Origin of the sequence: Aquimarina sp. MMG016 (assembly GCF_018100805.1) — a bacterium.
Taxonomy (GTDB): domain Bacteria; phylum Bacteroidota; class Bacteroidia; order Flavobacteriales; family Flavobacteriaceae; genus Aquimarina.
The window spans coordinates 326,342-344,919 of sequence record NZ_JAGJEA010000005.1 but is presented as its reverse complement, the minus strand read 5'-3'; the positions used below and the strand labels follow the sequence as shown (position 1 = coordinate 344,919).

At 34.4% G+C, this 18,578-nt stretch carries 17 protein-coding genes and 1 tRNA gene; 5 read left to right on the top strand and 13 right to left on the bottom strand.

Features of this window, described 5'->3' with window-relative positions; genetic code table 11:
• Positions 1 to 172 precede the first annotated feature (172 nt).
• The 5 genes from J8M14_RS12675 to J8M14_RS12655 form a co-directional block, all read right to left on the bottom strand.
• Positions 173 to 1,027, bottom strand: a complete 855-nt coding sequence (locus tag J8M14_RS12675) for a hypothetical protein (RefSeq protein WP_211074987.1) — start codon at positions 1,025 to 1,027, stop codon at positions 173 to 175.
• Positions 1,020 to 1,406: an STAS/SEC14 domain-containing protein gene (locus J8M14_RS12670; protein ID WP_211074986.1), complete on the bottom strand. Its 387-nt coding sequence runs from the start codon at positions 1,404 to 1,406 to the stop codon at positions 1,020 to 1,022. The genes J8M14_RS12675 and J8M14_RS12670 overlap by 8 nt, the downstream gene beginning before the upstream one ends.
• A gap of 26 nt (positions 1,407 to 1,432) precedes the next feature.
• Positions 1,433 to 1,579 (bottom strand): hypothetical protein, encoded by a 147-nt coding sequence (locus tag J8M14_RS12665; protein WP_211074985.1) that lies wholly within the window; start codon positions 1,577 to 1,579, stop codon positions 1,433 to 1,435.
• Between the two features lie 189 nt (positions 1,580 to 1,768).
• Positions 1,769 to 3,487 carry a 7TM-DISM domain-containing protein gene (locus J8M14_RS12660; RefSeq protein ID WP_211074984.1) on the bottom strand — a complete coding sequence of 573 codons (1,719 nt, stop codon included), beginning with the start codon at positions 3,485 to 3,487 and terminating at the stop codon, positions 1,769 to 1,771.
• A gap of 170 nt (positions 3,488 to 3,657) precedes the next feature.
• A tRNA-Leu gene (locus J8M14_RS12655) sits at positions 3,658 to 3,739 on the bottom strand.
• A 151-nt stretch (positions 3,740 to 3,890) separates the two neighbouring features.
• Between J8M14_RS12655 and J8M14_RS12650 the strand changes: the two genes are divergently transcribed.
• Complete coding sequence (locus J8M14_RS12650; protein ID WP_211074983.1) at positions 3,891 to 5,282, top strand: dipeptidase; 1,392 nt, start codon at positions 3,891 to 3,893, stop codon at positions 5,280 to 5,282.
• A 230-nt stretch (positions 5,283 to 5,512) separates the two neighbouring features.
• Here J8M14_RS12650 and J8M14_RS12645 read toward each other — a convergent pair whose 3' ends face one another.
• Both J8M14_RS12645 and J8M14_RS12640 read right to left on the bottom strand, forming a co-directional pair.
• Complete coding sequence (locus J8M14_RS12645) at positions 5,513 to 5,698, bottom strand: Arc family DNA binding domain-containing protein (RefSeq protein WP_211074982.1); 186 nt, start codon at positions 5,696 to 5,698, stop codon at positions 5,513 to 5,515.
• 6 nt (positions 5,699 to 5,704) lie between these two features.
• Positions 5,705 to 6,556 (bottom strand): SPFH domain-containing protein, encoded by an 852-nt coding sequence (locus tag J8M14_RS12640; protein ID WP_211074981.1) that lies wholly within the window; start codon positions 6,554 to 6,556, stop codon positions 5,705 to 5,707.
• A 289-nt stretch (positions 6,557 to 6,845) separates the two neighbouring features.
• Between J8M14_RS12640 and J8M14_RS12635 the strand changes: the two genes are divergently transcribed.
• The 3 genes from J8M14_RS12635 (at position 6,846) to J8M14_RS12625 (ending at position 10,489) form a co-directional block, all read left to right on the top strand.
• Complete coding sequence (locus J8M14_RS12635) at positions 6,846 to 7,217, top strand: BlaI/MecI/CopY family transcriptional regulator (protein WP_211074980.1); 372 nt, start codon at positions 6,846 to 6,848, stop codon at positions 7,215 to 7,217.
• A complete protein-coding gene (locus J8M14_RS12630) occupies positions 7,214 to 9,277 on the top strand; it encodes a M56 family metallopeptidase (RefSeq protein ID WP_211074979.1) in 2,064 nt (687 codons plus the stop codon). The genes J8M14_RS12635 and J8M14_RS12630 overlap by 4 nt, the downstream gene beginning before the upstream one ends.
• Positions 9,278 to 9,388: 111 nt before the next feature.
• Entirely contained in the window at positions 9,389 to 10,489 is a 1,101-nt protein-coding gene (locus J8M14_RS12625; protein WP_211074978.1) for a DUF4407 domain-containing protein, read from the top strand.
• Between the two features lie 111 nt (positions 10,490 to 10,600).
• Here the strand turns inward: J8M14_RS12625 and J8M14_RS12620 are convergent, their stop codons facing one another.
• The 4 genes from J8M14_RS12620 to J8M14_RS12605 are packed head-to-tail and all read right to left on the bottom strand — an operon-like array spanning position 10,601 to position 15,401.
• Positions 10,601 to 11,848: an FAD-dependent oxidoreductase gene (locus J8M14_RS12620; RefSeq protein ID WP_211074977.1), complete on the bottom strand. Its 1,248-nt coding sequence runs from the start codon at positions 11,846 to 11,848 to the stop codon at positions 10,601 to 10,603.
• 1 nt (position 11,849) lies between these two features.
• On the bottom strand, positions 11,850 to 12,860 hold the full coding sequence (locus tag J8M14_RS12615) for a 4-hydroxyproline epimerase (RefSeq protein WP_211074976.1): 1,011 nt from the start codon (positions 12,858 to 12,860) through the stop codon (positions 11,850 to 11,852).
• 1 nt (position 12,861) lies between these two features.
• A complete protein-coding gene (locus J8M14_RS12610; RefSeq protein ID WP_211074975.1) occupies positions 12,862 to 14,445 on the bottom strand; it encodes an aldehyde dehydrogenase (NADP(+)) in 1,584 nt (527 codons plus the stop codon).
• Positions 14,446 to 14,468: 23 nt separating this feature from the next.
• Positions 14,469 to 15,401 (bottom strand): dihydrodipicolinate synthase family protein, encoded by a 933-nt coding sequence (locus J8M14_RS12605; protein WP_211074974.1) that lies wholly within the window; start codon positions 15,399 to 15,401, stop codon positions 14,469 to 14,471.
• Between the two features lie 130 nt (positions 15,402 to 15,531).
• Here J8M14_RS12605 and J8M14_RS12600 point away from each other — a divergent pair, with 130 nt between their 5' ends.
• A complete protein-coding gene (locus J8M14_RS12600; RefSeq protein WP_211074973.1) occupies positions 15,532 to 16,395 on the top strand; it encodes an AraC family transcriptional regulator in 864 nt (287 codons plus the stop codon).
• Here the strand turns inward: J8M14_RS12600 and J8M14_RS12595 are convergent.
• Together J8M14_RS12595 and J8M14_RS12590 are read right to left on the bottom strand one after the other, a co-directional pair.
• Entirely contained in the window at positions 16,369 to 18,138 is a 1,770-nt protein-coding gene (locus J8M14_RS12595; protein WP_211074972.1) for a DNA mismatch repair protein MutS, read from the bottom strand. The two genes, J8M14_RS12600 and J8M14_RS12595, sit on opposite strands and share 27 nt — an antisense overlap.
• Before the next feature lie 83 nt (positions 18,139 to 18,221).
• Positions 18,222 to 18,578, bottom strand: a complete 357-nt coding sequence (locus tag J8M14_RS12590; RefSeq protein ID WP_211074971.1) for an MmcQ/YjbR family DNA-binding protein — start codon at positions 18,576 to 18,578, stop codon at positions 18,222 to 18,224.

Genomic DNA, 18,578 nt, shown 5'->3' with positions numbered 1-18,578 from the left:
GGCTTTTAAAAGTTCAGTGGTATACTAACTAGCTCTGATTTGGGTTAATTATTATATTATTCACTTACTTTATTTTATGGTTCAAAATTACCATCCGCTTTTGTTAAAAAAAACTAAAAAGGGAGACTTATGGGAGACATTGTCTTTAATTATCATATTTAACATTTAACTTTTAGACTTCTATCGTAAATATAAACTGTCGTAACGATTCTTGAGGTTGTAGTCCCAGCTTTACACGTAATCGTTGTATCGCTTTTTTAACTCCGGCAATTGATATTCCCATAAAAAATGATATTTCAGAATTATTAAAATTCATCTTTAGAAAAGCTGCGAGTTTGAGATCATTATTCGATAAATCTTCATTGATCGCCAGTAACTTTTTATAAAACAACGGATGCACCTCTTCAAAATGTGCTTTAAACAGTTGATAGTGATCTCCTTTTTTTAAGTTATCGGCAATTAAATCATCTATCTTCAGGAGTTCTTTTTTGATTTCTGGTGTAATTATAGTGTGAAGCTGATTGAGTTGTTGTTGTACTTTTTCTAAACATTCATTTTTGGCATCCAGGATCAAATAGTTGGTTGATAAAATTCTGTTCAATTGATTTGTCTTAAGTAAAACGCTATTTAATCTTTTCCAATATTTCACTGTTGCCATAACCGCTCGAAGAATTGACTTCGAATTTTCTCGCTGTACAAACAAAAATTCTTTGTTCCAGTTAGAAAAGACATCTTCGATCTGCACTTCATCATTGTTTAATACAATAACTGGTATATCTTTATAAGCACTGATTTTTCTGATACTATCTAATTTACTTTCCCAATCTTTATCGATCTTATTGTCCAAAATAATAGTATCCGGGCTTACTTCCCAGGATTCTATATCCGTAGGAATCGCATCCATCAAGTGAACCTTTACATTACGCTCTTTCAACAGCTCCATAAATTCCAATTCTTTATCAGTTGTAACTACTGATATGATAGCTTCATTATAATCACTTGTAGATTCAGTATCAATATTAATCATTCGTTACATATTTAATAGCAGCTTCTTTGTCCGTAAAAAACTTGATCTTACTACCTGTATAACTGATATATATTTTCATTAATAATGACACAATCCCTACAGATCCCACCAATGCGGACTTTTTAAGCTTGGGTTGTACTAGTTTGCCTAATTTTTTAATAGTCCGCATGGCCTTCGGACTTGTTTTCATTCCTTTAGTGTACACCAATGCCCGAACTGATTTATCTGGTCGCTGAAGTCCCATTTCAGCTGCATCTGACACGCATTGAATAATATCTTCTTCTTCATACAATCCTGTAAAATCGATTTCTATATATTCTACATTCATATGATGCTTCCAGGTTGGAGGAGTATACAGAGGAGAAGTGTTTTCTGTCATTATATACATATTTAAGGGGTCCATATCTAGTTACTTTTTTTTACTTGTCTTAGTTCTTCTTCTATCTTTTGCAAATTATTTAGGATATCTTCTAGCTTTTTTTTCTTCATTTCCATATCCTGAATTTTCTCAAATTGACTATTTGATTTTTCAGCGATAAATATCTTTTTCAAAAAAGGTATCATAATAGTTAATTAATCATACTGCTAAGTAACTGATAAAATTCATTTTTCTATAAAAAATAGAGGGTACACCTAGGGGTACAAGCCCTAAATCCCTATAAAAACAAGGAGTTTCAGTTTTTTAAACTACTCTATTAAACAAAGATTTTTCTGCTTTTACATCAGCTGATCCAATAAAAACTAAATAGATTTTATATACTCCTCCAAGTTTACATCTGTAGAAAGATTCATTCTCTTACGTAAACGACTTCGAGATTTTTTTACAGCTTCTATCGAAGTAAAACGAAGTCTGGCAATTTCTTTTCTTCCTAAAGACATTCGCAGGTAGGTACATATCTCCAGATCGGTATCGGTCAAATTGGGATGGATTTCTTTAATGCGTCGTGTAAATTCGTAATTCAATGTTTCGATGTCGTTTTTGATCAAAGTTAATTGTGAATCTTCTAATAGTTCTGATTTAAGATCTGCAATTAAGTTTTGGATGGAAATCGACTCATCATGAGAAGCAACTTTTTTCAGATTTTCTACCAGTTTTTCTTTAGACTTCAATTGTTGAAAGGTTTCATTTCGTAGTTCTGATATTTCTTCTTCTTTCTTGCTGATTCGCTCGGTCATATTTTCGATATCGGTAGATAATTTGACCAGCTGCTTTTCGGTTTGTAATTGTATTCGGTTATTCAGGATAATTTGAAAGCAGACATAAAACAAAAAGCCATATGTAATTATATATTGTGTTTGTATGATCAACATTGCATTCAAAAGATCATTTGCAAGCATTGCACAGGTAATTCCCATACTGATCAGCATTCCTTTGGCATATGGTTTTTTATCTCGTACTGCCATAATCATTTGATAAAAACCTAACAGGATCACAAACAGTCCAAATACCTGAAAGAATAGAGCACTGTAGGTGCTATAAAAAACAGGTGTAACAATGACATACAAAACCCCAAGAATAGGAATTAAAACTAAAAGTCGTACAAACTTTAGGGAAACGTATCCTGGAAATAATAAAGCATGATACATAAATACAGATGACAGCCCGCCGTAATAACCAATATATCGCATTTTTTGAACGCTTTCAAATGAGATTTCGGGAAAGAAATAATAAATCAAGCCCTCTCCGACGAACAATTGTCGTGATACTCCTAATAAGCAAAACAACCCAAAATACAGAAAATAGGAATACTTTGGGAAGCTGAAAAAATGTAAAATCTGATACCCCCCAAAAAGTAAAATAAGAAACGTAACCACTCCTTCAATTAATGGTATTGCTTTATTATCGTTGATAAAATGGGTTGCTTCCTGAATCTTGGTTCTTAAAGCAAAACCGCCTCCTAATCGATGCTTATGGTTGGAAACCAATAACATTACATCCAAATTAGGTTCATTGGGTAGTTCAAATCGCAAAGGGCGCCCATCGATCTTTTCCAGATCAGCGGTTTTTGAGATCTGTCCATGATCGAGGATTTTTTTTCCATTAATCCATACTTGCGCAGCAGCAAGGCATCGGGAAATATTTAACATCAAAGACTTTTGAAGCTTTTTTCTTTGGATAAAAAACCGAAATGTTCCGTAGCCTTGACCTTCATCTATTTTTTGAGACCATATTGCGCCTGGCCAGGAAATCGTATCAGCTGATTGTAATAAAGCGGGAGTAAAGTTATTACTTTCATTAAGTGGCCATTGTTTCCAGTAAAACAGGCCTTTTCCTTCAATCGAAACTTCAGGATTTGTACCAAAATCCCAATCAGAAAGATCTAATGTCCCTTTTTCCATAGTAGGAACATCTTGATTTTTGCCCCCACAACCCGTAAAAAGTATCATCAACATACCTATAACACCTATGTATAATTGAGGCTCTATAAATAAAAATAAAGAGGTTAACGATTTTTTCATCTCAAGAAGGGCAACTATGACTTGATCAAAGATAATTTAAAATAGGTTGAAGAATCCGATTTTAGGGTACATTTAATATTTTGAAGATGTTGTTTATTTTAGCTTGATCCATCCAAAGTGTTACCCCAAACAAAAAACCCAGATCAACTGATCTGGGTTTTTCTTTGCTGTGCGGGCGGAGAGACTCGAACTCTCACACCTCGCGGCACTAGATCCTAAGTCTAGCGTGTCTACCAATTCCACCACGCCCGCATTATTTATTTTTGTACCACTTAGGACTCAGTACAAAATCACTTACTTTTATTAGTAAGCGGGTGCAAATATAAGGAATAGTTTTAAAATAAAAACAACCTTCCAAAAAAATATAAACTTTTAGTACTTTAGGCAAAAATTAACTCATCTCATGCAAAATATTCAATCCTATGTTCAGGAACATAAAGATCGTTTTATAAACGAGCTTCTAGAACTATTAAAAATGCCCTCAATTAGTGCTGATTCGGCTTATGAAAAAGATGTCATCAAAACTGCGGGTGCTATTAAAGAAAGTTTAGAAACGGCTGGCTGCGATAAAGTAGAAATCTGTGAAACTCCAGGATATCCTATTGTTTATGGAGAAAAAATAATTAGCCCCGACTTACCAACAGTTTTAGTATATGGTCACTATGATGTGCAACCACCGGATCCTATGGAATTGTGGGACAGCCCACCATTTGAACCCGTGATTAAGAAAACAGAGATACATCCTGAAGGAGCAATTTTTGCAAGAGGTTCTTGTGATGATAAAGGGCAAATGTATATGCATGTCAAAGCGCTGGAACTGATGACCAAAACCAACCAGTTACCTTGTAATGTCAAATTCATGATCGAAGGAGAAGAAGAAGTAGGGAGTAAAAGTCTTGGGTGGTTTGTAGAACGCAATCAGGAAAAATTGGCTAATGATGTGATTCTGATCAGTGATACAGGAATGATCGCTAAAGATGTACCCTCTATTACTACTGGATTGAGAGGTCTAAGTTATGTAGAGGTCGAAGTTACTGGTCCTAATAGAGATTTACATAGTGGTTTGTATGGAGGAGCTGTGGCTAATCCAATCAATGTATTGACCAAAATGATTGCCTCACTTCATGATGAGAACAATCATATTACCATCCCTGGTTTTTATGATAAGGTAGAAGAATTATCCGCGGAAGAACGTGCGGAAATGGCCAAAGCACCATTTTCTTTAGAAGCATATAAAAACTCATTAGATATCAAAGATATATATGGTGAAGATGGATACTCTACAAATGAACGAAATTCAATTCGCCCAACACTGGATGTTAACGGAATTTGGGGAGGATATACAGGAGAAGGCGCAAAGACAGTGATTGCCAGTAAAGCATTTGCAAAAATTTCTATGCGTTTAGTGCCTAATCAGGATTGGGAGGAGATTACTGAACTATTCCAAAAACATTTTGAAAATATTGCTCCCGAAGCAGTAACCGTAAAAGTAACTCCGCATCATGGGGGACAAGGGTATGTAACACCCATTGATAGTATTGGATATCAAGCAGCAAGTAAAGCTTATACTGATACCTTTGGAAAAACACCTATTCCACAACGGAGTGGAGGAAGTATACCCATAGTTTCTTTATTCGAAAAAGAACTAAGGAGTAAAACTATCTTAATGGGATTTGGGTTGGATAGTGATGCTATTCATTCACCTAACGAGCATTTCGGGATTTGGAATTACCTAAAAGGAATAGAAACTATACCATTATTTTATAAGTATTTTACAGAACTGAGCAAGGATTAAGGCGTTACCCCGATTTGGATCGGGGTCGGGCTTTCTCTACTCGCTCTTACCTAATTAACTGTTAAAATCAAGGTTAACTTCTCTCAGGTTTATGGGTCATAGGCATGAGCAAAGTGTAAAATAAAATAGGTAAGGAGCTCAGACAAAACCGTTCAATCCCTAACGCAAATAGACCTGCAAAGTTTTGGAGAAACTACTTTTGCAGGTCTATTCATATATGCATCAATCGCTTATTTCTTTTCGTCCGAATCTTCAGATTGATTCTTTTGTTTTAGTCGTTTAGCATCTTTTAAGGACTTATTAATCATCCATTCTAGCTGTCCGTTAACACTTCTGAATTCATCATCAGCCCATTTTTCAATTGACTTGAATGTTTCAGGATCAATCCTCAGGACAAATGACTTTTTCTTACTCATGAATTACTAATTTAAGCTACCTGCATTGATGACAGGTATAGCCTCCTTATCTCCACACAAAACTACCATTAAATTACTCACCATGGATGCTTTTTTGTCATCATCAAAATCAATTATATCATCTTCAGATAATTTTGCCAAAGCATCTTCTACCATTCCCACTGCTCCTTCCACAATTTTCTTACGAGCAGCTACGATAGCAACAGCTTGTTGTCTTTTTAGCATAGCGCTTGCTATTTCGGGAGCATATGCCAAATATCCTATTCTAGCTTCCAACACTTTGATACCTGCCATTGCTAGACGTTCTGTAATTTCATTCTCTAAAGCCTCATTTACCTCATCCATTCCAGATCTTAATGTTAACTCAGTTCGTGCATCATCAAAGTTATCGTATGGATACGATCCCGCAAGTTTTCTCACTGCAGCATCGGTTTGTACACGAACGAATTCCTGATAGTGATCCACTTCAAAGGCAGCTTTATAGGTATTATTCACTTTCCAAACCAAAATCACATTGATCATAATCGGATTCCCAACCTTATCATTCACCTTTACGCGTTCACTATCAAAATTCCTTGCTCGCAAGGAGATTTTTTCTTTCGTATAAAAAGGATTTGCCCAAAAGAAACCATTTTCTATCACTGTTCCTTTATATGCTCCAAACAGTACCATTACTTTAGAATTATTTGGGTTCACAATAAAAAAACCTTTAATGATCAGTAATATTACAGGAAGTAATATGAAAAACCAGCGATTTTCTGTAGTTGTTATTCCAGTGATAAGGGACACAATTAAAACTATCAATACTCCAAAGACCAAGTAACCGTTGCCTGCTTTTATAATTTTTTCTTTCTTCATAATAGTATTATTTTGATATCACAATGATACTAATAAATTTTGAATTATTAAAATTATTGGAAAGAAGTATATTAAGTAGTTTATGGGATATATTGAAAAACGTGCTACGCGATAAATAAAGATATATTAATAAATACCTACCTGTGCGCCTTATACTTCTCTTAGTTGTATGAAATATGATTGAAATTATAAGAGATCGAGTGCAGGTCTTATATTTTTTGAAGGCAAATATTTGGAAATACAATTTTTTATTCTACATTTGTAGAGTTAATTCTAATTAAGTAGAGCAATGCAGCTATCCAAAGCCGAAGAACAGTTAATGAAATATCTCTGGAAATTAGAGAAAGCCTTTATGAAAGATCTTTTGGATGCATATCCTGATCCTAAGCCTGCAACTACTACAGTAGCTACTTTACTTAAAAGAATGCAGGATAAAAACTTTGTAGATTATACTTTATATGGTAAATCCAGAGAGTATTATCCACTTGTAAAAAAGACAGATTATTTCTCTAAGCACGTAAATGGTCTAATCAAGAATTTCTTTAATAATTCTGCTTCTCAGTTTGCATCTTTCTTTACTTCAGAAACGAATCTTTCGACTTCAGAATTAGAAGAATTAAAGAAGATTGTAGATCAACAAATCAAAAAACAAAAGTTATGATAGCTTATCTAATCAAATCCTCACTTTGCTTATTGGTGTTAGGAACATTTTATAAGCTCTTTTTAGAAAAAGAAAAGATCCATAACCTTAAGCGATATTATCTGATATTCAGTATGATGTTTGCCTATACAATTCCATTGATGACATTTACCTATGAAAAGGAAGTATACATTAATCCTGAAGAAATATTGGTTGCACCTGTAGAAGTAACCACTAATCCTGGGTATACTACAAAAGTGTATCAAGTTGTAGAAAAACCTACAAACTACCTTTCTATATTGTTGTGGACTATATATGGAATAGGAGTCATAGTCTTTACATTTAGATTTATTAGAAATATATATAACCTTACCCAAAAAGTAAGAAGTAACGAAAAACTAAGAGAACAATCACATACAAATGTATTATTAGGAGGATCTGTAATCCCACATACCTTTTTGAAATACATTTTTGTGTCAAAAACCGAATTTTTACAAAAAGCTATTCCTGAAGAAGTATTATTTCATGAAAAAGCTCACGTAAATCAAAGACATACCTTAGATATACTGTTTGTAGAGGTATTGCAAGTTATATTTTGGTTTAATCCATTACTGTTCTGGATTAAAAAATCCATTAAGTTAAATCATGAGTTCCTTGCAGACCAAACCGTATTGAAACATCAATTTTCGATACAGCATTATGTAAACTTGCTTGTAAGTTACCCCAGTAGTTCTAATCAAACTGCACTTACAAGTACTATTAATTATTCATTAACCAAAAAACGATTACAAATGATGACTAAAGAATTTTCTAAAAAAAGAGTAGCACTAAAATTGCTAGCTGTATTACCTGTTTTATTACTATGTGTGTTATTTTTTAATAATGAAATAGTAGCACAGGAAAAAAATAATTGGAGTTACTCTAAAACGACGAGTACTCAGGACAAGGACATAGAAATTAGAGTCAAAAATGAGCAGATAAGAGTAAATGGTATTTCTGTTACTTTGGATAAATTGGCTAATACGATCGATGATCTCACCAAGACATGGGAAGATGATGAATTAGCGGGATTTAATTTTAATGTAAAATTACAGAACGTTAATGACGAATTTTTGGATAAGGTAAATAATGCTTACCGATCTACGCGATTATATAAGGCAAATCCTGATCACGATTTAATTCCGCCAGCACCTCCAGTTCCGCCATCTCTGAGAGTTAGAAAAGGAGAAGTAAGTGACCTACCTTCTCCAGCCAGAGCTCCAAAATCACCTAAGGCAGTGGGAAAATTCGAAAAAGGTATTGCTCCAACACCTCCGACTCCTCCTTTAGCACCAACATCGGAAGAGATGGAAGATCAAGTAGAACAAGCAGAATTAGCCAGAGAATATGCTGAGGTGGCTGAAATGGAAGCAGAACAAGAAGCAGCTATAGCAATGGTAGAGGCAGAAGAAGCGTTAGCTGAAGCAGAAATGATTGAGGGTGAATCCAGAGAAAATACAAGGGCAGATGTAAGGAAAGCAGAACGAGTGCAAGAGCTGGCAAGACGTAAGGCAGCAATTGCAGCAAAAAAGGCTGAGAGAAGTAGAAGTAGGGCGATGCAAGCAAGAGAAAGAAATTATGTGAGAGCGCAAGAAAGTCAGGTGAGAGCTAGAGAAGCGGCGGAAAAAGCTAGAGCGATGGCTATGGAGCAGTCAAAAAAATCCAGAGAACAGGCAGAAAAAGTAAGAGCAATGGCCAGAATGGAAGCTCAAGTCGCTCGTGAAGAAGCCCAGATAGCGATGAAGTTAGAAAGAGAAAGAGCTCGTTCTGAAGCAGCCTTGGCACGAGAAGAAGCTCAATTAGCAATGAAAATGGAGAGATCTCGTATGAGAATGCAAAGAGAAAATCTTGGAAATGAAGAAGAACTAAAAAAACTCGAAAAAGAAATGCGAAAGTTGGAGAAGGAAACCAAAAAGAAAATCGAAAAAGCTAGAAAAAAGCAATTAGAAGCTACTAAAAAACTTAAAGAGACGCAGCAAAAGGCTCAAGAAAAAAGAATGAAAGCTTTAAAGAAGCACAAAGAATCATTAGACAATAATTAGTTAATGATCCACTTTTCTGATGTTTAAACTCCCACTAGGGAGTTTTTTTGTGCAACATTTTGCTGTAAATCAACGTTCTGTATATTAGTTTCAATCAAAAACCCTTAGATTATGTTAAAACGTTTTTTTATTCTCTGCTCGGGAGCTGATGCAAATATTTTATCGGATTGTTCCAATGGGGAACAAAATAAATATGCAGGTATTGGCGCTACGGTTTTCTTTACAGCTGTTATGGCTTTTATTGCTGCCAGTTATGCATTATATACTGTATTTGATAATTATTTTACTGCAGTTTTCTTTGGAGTAGTTTGGGGATTATTAATTTTCAACCTAGACCGGTTTATAGTCTCAACGATTAAGAAAAAGGAAAATTTTATGGATGAACTACTGCAGGCTTCTCCAAGAATTGTTTTAGCAGTAATTATTGCAGTTGTAATATCTAAACCTTTGGAATTAAAAATATTCGAAAAGGAAATTGATCGTGTTTTGTTAGAACAGAAAAATGATTTTACCCTGGCAAATAAAGAGCAAATAGCAACTCAATATACTCCTGTTATTACAGGGATCGATTCAGAAATAACAAGCTTAAAGGAAGAAATAATTTCTAAAGAAACAGAGGTAAATACTCTGTATGATACTTATATAGCAGAAGCTGAAGGTCGGGAAGGGACTAAACTATTAGGTAAAGGCCCTGTATACAAAGAGAAAAGAGAAAAACACGATGCTGCTTTGGCAGAACTGGCGGAATTAAAGAAAACAAATACTGAAAAAATTACAGGATTAGAAGTTCAAAAAGCAGAGTTGTCTGCTGAGTATGAAGATCAAGTAGTTAATTCTCAACCTATCATTGATAACTTTGATGGGTTAATGGCAAGAGTTAATGCTTTAAATGAACTCCCCTGGCTACCTAGTTTCTTTATCTTTTTATTGTTTCTGGCAATAGAAACTTCGCCGATTTTTGCAAAACTGTTATCTCCAAAAGGCGAATACGATTTTAAATTAGAGGATATAGAAGGAGAAGTGAAAACCTGGGTTGCTCAGAAAGAAGGACAACGCAGAGTAGTACTAGATACAGATCATACTATTAATGATAGAGTATATGGTGACCTTACTGAAGAAGAAGAATTATATGCTTATAAAAAGAAAATTGCTCGTGAAATGATGAAAAAACAACAGGATGCCTTTTATAAAAGACAGACTGGGATTTTGTAACTTCTTGAAGATTTTCCCTCTGTCACCTTCAGCGGAGTCAAGAGATTCCTGATGTGTATACTTCGACCTTGTTTTGGTTGACAGAATTAATGTAAATAGCTTTAGAAAAACTTAAAACTTTCTGTCTGGATGATAAACATCGAGATCTAAAGAAGTTTTCTTGTCAGAAATTATTTCTGAAACTAATTTTCCAGTTGCAGGCCCCATGCTCCAACCCATCATAGCATGACCTGTAGCAATAGTTAGATTTTTGCATTTGTAGGACTTTCCTATATAAGCCATTCCGTCAGGTGATACGGGTCTTAGACCGCAAGCTGCATTATCTTTTTCAGATGTAGAAAGTTCGATTTTTGGGTAATATCTTTTTGTAGCATTTGCAATAGCTTCAACTCGTACTTGATTGATATTATGATTTATCCCTGCAATTTCCATAGTTCCTGCAAATCTGGTAAAACCCTGCATTGGAGTGATCGCTACTTTTGCTTCAGCTAATATAGTGGGGATTGTAATCCCCAGATCTCTTGCTGCATTAATTCGGTATCCTTTTCCGGCTTCTAATAATAGTTGAATTCCTAATTTTTTACTCAATATATTTGACCAAGAACCAGCTGCTAATATGAACTCATCTGCTTGATAAGTACTGTTTTCGGTGTATATAGTATTTATTTTTTCACCTTTAACTGTAATATCAATTACTTTTTCATTTTTAAGAAAGACGACTCCAGACGTTTTTAAATATGCTTTCATCTCATCCATAAATACGTGAGGAGTAGTATGACCATCACATTCATACCATACAGCTCCTTTGGCATTGAACTGTGCATTGGGTTCCATTTGCTTTAATTCGTCCAGCGAAAGATCTTTTACTGTTAACCCTTCTTTTTTAGCAACTTCGGCAACTTGGATTTCTTCTTCAAGCATTTTATCTGTTTGACAAAGCATAAGTAACCCCTTTCGTTCTAACTGAAATTTAAATTTCTCTTGTTGTTTAATTTCAGCATATAGATCTCGCCCCAACAAGTTAATATCCTTAATAGCAGTGATACTACGTTCTACATTTTTTATAGAGCAAGATTTATTAAAAGCCCAAGCCCATCTTAGTAGATTTTGATTTAAACGAGGTTTAATAAACAATGGACTGGCTGGATTAAACATCCATTTCAACCCTTTTTTCATAACACCAGGAGCTGCTAAAGGAATAATATGACTAGGAGTCAAATACCCGGCATTAACATAAGACGCTCCAAAATCCATAGAAGATTGATCAATTACAGTGACTTGATGCCCTTCTTTACTCAAATAATATGCTGAGCATAGTCCTATGATTCCACCCCCAATGATTATTACTTCTTTTGTCATATTATATTACTTGAAATCCGTGAGCATACGGGTCATCTTCACTATCAATAATGATATGATTATACCCATATACTTTTGCCCATCCTTGGATACTCGGTATAATAGCTTTTTTGCCATCTAATTTGGTTTCTTTTTCGATTCGCCCAATAAAAGTGCTGCCAATAAAACTTTCATGAATGAATTCATCACCTTGTTGTAATTTGCCTTTAGCATACAACTGCGCCATTCTTGCAGAAGTCCCAGTTCCACAAGGAGACCTGTCAATGGCCTTATCTCCATAAAAAACTGCATTTCTTCCTGATGAAGCTGGATTAATTGGATCTCCTGTCCATAGGATATGACTTACATCTCTTATGGTTTCGTTTTCAGGATGAATAAAGTGATCCGGATATTTTTTGTTTATACGTTTCCGTATGATTTGAGAGTATTGAATAAGTTTACTTGCTGTGAAATTTTGTACCCCATTAAAGTTTTCTTGTGTATCAATAATAGCATAAAAATTTCCGCCGTAGGCAACATCAAAAATCAAACCTCCTAATTCAGGACAATCTGTTGTTAAATTTTCTGCTGCGAGGTAAGACTTTACATTTTTAAGCTTTACCCACTCTACTTTTTTTCCGGTTTTTTGATATTGGATTTCTACTAATCCTGCTGGAGCTTCCATTCGTATTTTTCCAGGAGTTTTAGGATGAATTAAACCTTCTTCAATTGCGATAGTAATTGTTCCAATAGTTCCGTGTCCACACATAGGTAAACACCCTGAAGTTTCTATAAACAGAATCGCAAAATCATTCTGCGGATCATGTGGTTCGAACAAAAAACTGCCACTCATCATATCGTGTCCACGAGGTTCAAACATTAGTCCTGTTCGGATCCAATCAAATTCTTTTAAGAAATGCTGCCGCTTTTCGCTCATTGATTTACCTTTTAAAGGGGGATGCCCAGTAGTAACTACTCGAACCGGATTACCACAGGTATGTGCATCAATACATTTAAAAGTTGTTTTCGACATTTTAGATCGATTCATTAGTTTGGATACCGTTTACAAGTCTAGAAATATGGAGTGGATTTTCATTTTTAAGCTCATCAGGCAACAAATCATTCGGCCAACTCTGGTAACTAAATGGTCTCACCCATCTTTTAATAGAGTGAATACCCACAGCGGTAAATCTGCTATCTGTTGAAGCAGGATAAGGTCCCCCGTGTAACATCGCCGGGCATACTTCTACACCAGTTGGCACTCCATTAAAAATAATTCTTCCAACTCTGTTTTGGAGTGCTTCAATCACTGAATTATATGTTGAAGCTTCCTCATTTTCTGCGATGATAGTTCCTGTTAGTTGTCCTTCTAGATTAGATATTATGGTTTCTAATTCTTCTGCGCTCTCACATTGTACTACTAAAGAAAAAGGTCCAAATATTTCTTGGTGTAAGGTTGTGTTTTCTAAAAATGTTTTTCCTTCTACAGTAGTAATCGTTTGTCTAGCATGATTTATCGCAATATCTTGATCATACTCTGCGGTAACCGATAACCCATCTTGTTGTAATGCATTAGCTTTATTTCTTTCGTAGTTGCCAATGATATTAGGATGTAACATGCAAGAAGGTTCAATTTTTATAATTTCATTAGACAGTATTTGAATAAAACTATCCAAAGCTTCTCCTTTAATTCCTATAATCAACCCTGGATTAGTACAAAATTGTCCTGTTCCTAAAGTAATAGACTTAGCATATGTTTTAGCAAGATTTTCTCCTCTGGATTTGGTTGCTTTCGGCAGTAAGATAACGGGATTTATACTTCCCATTTCTGCAAAAACCGGTATCGGTTCTGGTCGTTGTGATGCTAGATCAAACAATGCTCTACCCCCACGAATACTCCCTGTAAAACCTACTGCTTTTACATTTGGATGTTTTACGAGTTGAACTCCGACTTCAATCCCTGAACTGTTCAGGTTAGAAAAAACGCCATTAGGCATTCCGGTTTTTTGAGCTGCTTTGATGATTGCAGAAGCAACTAACTCACCAGTTCCGGCATGCATAGGATGCGATTTTACAATTACCGGGCATCCAGCTGCAAATGCAGCGGCAGTATCTCCACCAGCTGTAGAGTACGCTAACGGAAAATTACTAGCTCCAAAAACAACCACAGGCCCTAAAGGGATAAGCATTTTACGAATATCCTGCTTTGGTATTGGTTTTCTGTCCAAATCAGCAGTGTCAATAGTAGCTTCTACCCAAGAGCCATTTGTTACAAGGTCTGCAAACATTCTTAATTGACCTATGGTTCTTCCTCGTTCACCTTTTGCTCTTCCTTCTGGTAAGCCTGTTTCGGACATATAAGTATTAATTAATATAGTATCTAAAGCCAGGATTTCATCTGCAATAGCATTGAGGAATTCAGCTTTTTTGAATCTTGATACCTTTTTAAAAGTTTCAAAAGCTTTTGAGGCTAGTGATACTGCCATATTTATTTCTTCCTCTGAAGCTTCAAAAAAAGTATGCTCGTTTTCAATATTCAGCTTGGGATTCAACGTTTTGTAGGTTTTGTTACCTTCTGATAAAAGTTGATTTCCTATATAATTTTTTCCTGTTATCATATTCAAAGAGGTGAATTAATGATTTAGTTTGATAGTGAATGGTTTAATGTTTTGTAATCAGGTAATTTAGGTCTGGTTTTTATGCCTTTTTCTATAATCTGTAATACTCTGTTACGTTCTTCTCCAAAAAGTGGTAATCGCGGAGCTCGCACGTTTTCAGTGCCAATTCCGGTTGCTACCTCTGCTAGTTTAATGTTTTGTACTAATTTAGGGTTTATATCTAACTCTAACAATGGTAAAAACCATCGGTAGATATCGATAGCTTCTTTAACTCTGCCTGCTTTTTGAAGTTCGTAAATAGCCACGGTTTCTGCTGGAAATGCATCTACTAATCCTGCGACCCAACCATCAGCTCCCATCAATAGACTTTCTAATGCCAATGTATCAACACCACTTAATATCTTTAAACGATCTCCAAATCTATTTTTGATACGTGTTACATTAGAAATATCCCGAGTGGATTCTTTTACAGCTTGAATATTATCAAATTGTAATAATTCTTCAAACATATCTAAGGTTACTTCAATTTTATAGTCTATGGGGTTGTTGTATACCATAATAGGTAAATCTGTATTTCTGGCAACTTCAGAAAAGTAAGTTACAGTTTCTTTATCCCCTGCTTTATATCTCATAGGAGGTAACATCATTAAAGCACTTGCACCATCTTCTTTTGCTTTCCTTGCAGCTTCAATAGCACCTTTTGTAGTTTGCTCTGCAATATTAATAATTACAGGAACCTTAGCTGAGACAATATCTACTGTAGTTCTAACCAGAATTCTTTTTTCCTCATCACTTAAGGTACTGGCTTCTCCTAAAGTCCCTCCTAGTATAATTCCATGTACTCCTGCTTCGAGTTGAGCTAAAACATTTACTTTAAACATTTTTAGGTCTAAAGTATCTTCATCAGTAAATTTTGTTGTTACTGCAGGCATTACACCTTCCCATTGTATTGACATAATATGTGAATTTTGATCAAAGATATTATGATTGATATGTGTAGTATGTTATGAAATTAGCCATTTATGATACTATATTACCTTATATAATGATTAATATCAATTAAATGATTAATATTGATTTAGTTATATGAAGGCATTACCATTTAAAATACCTAAAACTACCGCTACAACTCTCATCATTCAAGAGGATAGAGGTGATTTTTTTTATGATAAACTTCATCAACACGAGGAGATTCAGATTTCTCTTATCGTATCCGGGGAAGGTAGTTTGATTGTCGGCGATTCTATTACAAACTACAAAGCTGATGATATTCTGATTTTTGGTAGCCATGTACCTCATGTATTAAAAAGTAACTACTCTTCTTCAGAATCATATATGATTTCTATGTTTTTCACTGAACAATCTTTTGGGGAAGAGTTTTTTGACCTTTCGGAATTTGAGGATTTAACAAATTTCTTCAGAAATATATCTTATGGTGTAAAAGTGATAAGCCAAAAAGATGAATTAAAAGAACAAATATTAGCTATTAAAGAAGAGGAGCATAAGTTGGATCGTTTTATTACTTTTTTGAAAATTTTAAAGCTTTTTTGTCAAATAGATGTAAAGACGATATCAGAATCAGTTCCAAAGAAAAATTATACTGACAATGAAGGGAAACGAATGGCAAATGTTTTTCAATTAGTGATAAATGATTTTCATAGAGATATTACATTAAACGAAGCTTCTAGTATTGCTAATATGACTCCAAATGCTTTTTGCAGGTATTTTAAACAAAGGACAAATAAGACTTTTTTTCAGTTTTTAACCGAAGTAAGAATAGAAAACTCATGTCAGATGATATCCAAAGAGCTAGATATATCTATTAGTGAAGCTTCTTTTTCTAGTGGGTTTAGAAATCTTTCTAATTTCAATAGGAAGTTTAAAATGATAAAAGGTATAACTCCATCAGAATTTAAAAAGAGGTTACACAATCCCCATCTTCTTCAATAAAAAAGAGGCATTCATATTTTGACAAACACCATCCTTGAATTTGTAATCAAAATAAAGTTCATCATTTACAATCTGAGCATCAAAAAAACGGTTTTCTACTTGTGGCAATTCTGAAGTGATCTCACATAAACTTAAGTCGTGAGTGGCAATAATACCAGAAGCATTGGCTCCAACTAATTTTTCTACAAATTTTCTCGACCCTGCTGCTTTATCTTTACTATTGGTTCCTTTTAGGATTTCATCTAAAATGATAAAGTACTCATCTTCTTCGAGTTTGTCGACAATCTTTTTTAGTTGAGTTAGTTCAGAAAAGAAATAGGAAGCATCATCACTTAATGAATCTGAAGTTCGCATACTGGAAATCAGTTTGATAGGATTGTATTCACAAGATTTTGCACAAACTGGTAATCCAATATTGGACATCACTATTTGCAAAGCTACTGTGCGCAGAAAGGTACTCTTTCCGGCCATATTGGCTCCTGTGATAATAAAAAACTGTTCACGGTTAATCTCAATATCATTATCAATTCTTTTTAGCGTATTTAGCATGGGATGACCAAGCTCTTTTGCCTTAAGAATGATATTATCAGATACAATTCTAGGGTATACATACTTTGGATGATTGAATGCAAAATTACCTAATGAGTTATAGGCATCAAAGAAGGCTATTACCTCAAACCATTGGGTTACTTTATCATGATTTTTGGTAATCCACTGTTCAATACGATAGCTTTGTATGATATCCCACAATGCTAAACCATTCGCAAAAACACCAAACATCATATTATTACGTTGATCAAATGCGCTAAGAATACTTGCAAATTGTTTTAGGGTTTGAGAGGCTTTTTCATTATTACTAATCACTAGTTGCTGTTTTTCTTTTAATAAAGCTGAAGAAAATTCTTCTTTTTCGATAAGAGCAACTAATTTATAATACTGTTCAAAAGTATCTTTTACTTTACTAGCATCATTATATAAAGCATTTACTTTTTTTAGTTGAGTTCCAGCGATCGCAAGCCCAATAAAAAACCAAAATAAAAACACTTGGAATGTGATAATATCTAAAAATAATAAGACTAACATCAATATGGAAATTGCGGATACCATACCTGGAAGAATCTTCATAACTTTTGGTACGAAAGGAGTATAGTTCTGTAACCATTTTTGAATAACAGAAATAGGTGCAGTTACATCAACTAAAGAAGCAATAGCACTGAATTCTTGTCTCCACTTTGGCAGCCCTGTCAGGTTTTTAATGGCTTGCTGTTTTCTTTCGATATCATCAATTGAATTCTCAGTGAGTATAGAGGCCAAAGTATCTTTACCTGCCAGCGTAGTTGTACGATTACCATATTGAAAAAAAGAACGGACACCAAAAAGATCTATATCGTGACTATAGAGGTGAGTAGTATCAATATATTCCTTTCCTGGAGAAAGTTTACTAATATCATCGTTAAAGACATCTAGTTCTAATTGATTAATATCTATAAGTTTTTGAAGCTTATCTCTGGTGTAGCTAAGATCTGTATGCCGATTGACTAAAAAGATAAATATTGTGATCCCAATAGCAATACTTCCTATAATAATCTGAGTATTAGGATATCCAAAATAGATTACCGAAATAATAGCCAGGAAAACCACTAATCGGGTTGTACTCGAAATCGCTAATTGTTGTTTTACTTTCTTTAGAGATTGAGTATGTAGGGATATTTGCTGTTTGTAAAATTCGTGTGGGTTGTTCATATTGTTAATCAGAAAAATAGAGAAATAACATAGAAAATAGAAGTAGTCTATATTCTTTTAATTTTCTTCTATATTCTCAATTTTTATAGATTTTCTAATTCTTGTTTTAGTTTTTTAGTAAGGCTGTTTACAACCAAATCATAAGAATGATCTATTAATTCAAATAATAGATCGGTTGGGAGACCGCCTGTAAAGTCTATTGTATTCCAATGTGTTTTACTCATATGATAGCCTGGTGTAATTTCGGGATGATATTCTCTAAGTTCTATAGCCCGATCAGGATTACATTTTAGGTTAACACTAAAAGGTATTCTGTTTAGTCCCGTAAGTGCAAACATTTTTCCCATTACCTTAAAAACTAGTGTATTTTCATCAAAAGGAAATTCTTCTGTTACTCCCTTTTTTGCTAAGCAATAGTCTCTAAATATTTCTACATTCAT